Origin of the sequence: Pseudomonas sp. LP_7_YM, from assembly GCF_004364435.1 — a bacterium.
GTDB lineage: Bacteria > Pseudomonadota > Gammaproteobacteria > Pseudomonadales > Pseudomonadaceae > Aquipseudomonas.
In genome coordinates this window covers 1-2128 of the sequence record NZ_SOCT01000035.1, presented here as the reverse complement: position 1 = coordinate 2128, position 2128 = coordinate 1, and the positions used below count along the sequence as shown (strand labels likewise).

3 protein-coding genes are annotated in these 2128 nt (G+C 49.9%); all 3 read right to left on the bottom strand.

Features of this window, described 5'->3' with window-relative positions:
• Positions 1-80 precede the first annotated feature (80 nt).
• From trbL to trbJ, 3 genes are read right to left on the bottom strand one after another with little or no spacing between them, the layout of a single operon-like run.
• A complete protein-coding gene (trbL, locus tag EC915_RS24655) occupies positions 81-641 on the bottom strand; it encodes a P-type conjugative transfer protein TrbL (protein WP_305955403.1) in 561 nt (186 codons plus the stop codon).
• 2 nt (positions 642-643) lie between these two features.
• Positions 644-829: a hypothetical protein gene (locus EC915_RS24650; protein ID WP_133753062.1), complete on the bottom strand. Its 186-nt coding sequence runs from the start codon at positions 827-829 to the stop codon at positions 644-646.
• Positions 816-1625: a P-type conjugative transfer protein TrbJ gene (gene trbJ / locus EC915_RS24645; RefSeq protein ID WP_133753061.1), complete on the bottom strand. Its 810-nt coding sequence runs from the start codon at positions 1623-1625 to the stop codon at positions 816-818. The genes EC915_RS24650 and trbJ overlap by 14 nt, the downstream gene beginning before the upstream one ends.
• Between the last annotated feature and the right edge of the window lie 503 nt (positions 1626-2128).

The following is a 2128-nucleotide window of genomic DNA, read 5'->3' as shown; positions in this document are numbered from 1 at the left end:
GTCGGCGAAGGTCATCTGTTTCATCATCGAAAAGCTCGGCGACTGGTGTCCGGAGATTTTGCCAAATTAGGAAGTCTTTTTCAGAGTTTCCCTAGCGTCACAAACATGAATGCCGCGATGAATGCGAAACACAATAAAACTAAACAGCCAACAATCGCGATGAGGATCGCTTTACCCGGAGAGAATACAGAGATTCCCTCTACGATAGTTCGTGAGAAATCAACAGCCACTGCGAACATATCACCCGGCTGTAGTGCACGGCCCAAACCGCTGGCCGTACCCGCCGCTTCCCGGAAGCTATTAACTACTGCTGTCGCCCAAGGAACGGAATGCTCAATAACGGCGTAGAAAAAGCCGACTGCCATGAAGAAGCGGATTAACTCACCGACAATCTCGCCTAAGTCAGCTTGTTTCATGGCTAGAGGCATGAACGTCCACACTAGCTGAATTAGTGCAAGGGAGCCCAGTAATGTTAGTGCATAGCCCTGGAGCCGTGGTGACCATTCACTTGCGGCGTCATATAGCATTCGCAAAAGGCCATTCATTTCATTGCCCTGAGTTAAGTCTCCTGCTGCCGCAGCAGTGCCAACCGAAAAAAATAGCGCCGCACCGATGAATGCGAGAAGTGCTGAACGTTGCATAGTTAGAAATCCTCAGATGGACCCCAGTCGTTTTTCCGGGCTTCGAATTTTTTATCGGCATCTGTCGGCGTAGGCCGTTCAGCAGTCACGCATTTAGTACTGATGGACACAACGATACTCGACACAAAAGCACCACCAAGAGCAGAAGCGATGCACAACACAACAATAAAAATCTTAGAAATAAACATGGTTAGAAATCCTCCGAAGTTCCCAGTTATTTTTCTTAGCCTCGAACTGTTGTTCCGCAGCTTCGCTAGCCGCTTTCCGGTCGCCTTGCTGGGCCATGTAGTTGCCCTGCATGTTGATTTGGGTGGCCATCAGATCGCGCAGTTTTTGTAGTTGCTGCACGTTCTGTGAGGCGATTTCGTTGCCCGCCTGGATAGCTTGCATGCGGCCTACGGCTGACTGAGAACGGAAAACCATGCGATTAAGCTGGGTGTCCTCAGACTCGAACGTGCTGGTATTGAGATTTGCCGCCTCAAGTGCTGTCTTTACGTTGTCGCTGCCTTGTTTAGACCACTTCTGATAGCGATCCCGCGCCGGGACTTGTGCCGAGTTTGCTGCTTGATTCAAGTAGGACTCGAAGCCAGGAAAAGCCGTGTTGAACTGCGAATCCATGTTCTGGATTTGGCGGCCCAAGGCCTGCGAGCGGTTGTAGATGTTGGCCACGCTTTTCAAGTCAGCCGCGATGCTGCCGAACATCGAATCGGGCAAACCCGTACCCTGCGTGACCATGTTTTGGTACTGCTGAATCTGCATTTGCAGTTGCTCGGCGGTGTTCAGTGCCGTGTTGACTTGCTCGGCATACTCGAACATTTGTTGATAAAACGTCGAGCAGTTAGAGCAGTAGATGGCGTAAGCAGGTGTAGGTGTCATGAAGAGACCTACGCCGAGGCCTGAGGTTGCCATTGCCACAGCTAGTGCCGCGCCCCGGCCGAATATCCGAGCGATGCAAGTTGACGTTTTTTGCGATTCCATTTCCATGCCGAATACCTCATTTTGTCGTAACCTGAGGTCTGATTATTGTTCGATATGGGGTGATTTTAAATATGCGGATAGATCATTATCCGCATATATTTCAATGAGTTGCGTCCGGAAACTGTCCGTTAATCATCCTTTGCAGTGATGCCAAGCCACTGACTTGTCTATGGTTTTTCATCCATGAGAAAGAAAACTTGGCTGTCCAGTTAAATGCGTTTTGCGGACAAAAATAAGCCCACCGAAGTGAGCTTTTGATAAGTTGGTGCGCGGCGTCAGTGGGCCGCGTAATAAGGGTTCTGAGTGCGATAAAGGCCCCGTTCATTTTCAGGAATGTGCAGCGTCTCTGGATGCCACTCTTCGAGTGAAGAAGCTAGCTCGGCCGCAATGCGCTGGGCCTCCACAACGCGCTTACTAGTGTACTGTTTTCGAAATAACTTAATTTTCTTGTGCAGTTTCAAGCGCCTCACGCGCACGTTGAATTTTGTTCAAAATCTCCTCTCCCTTTG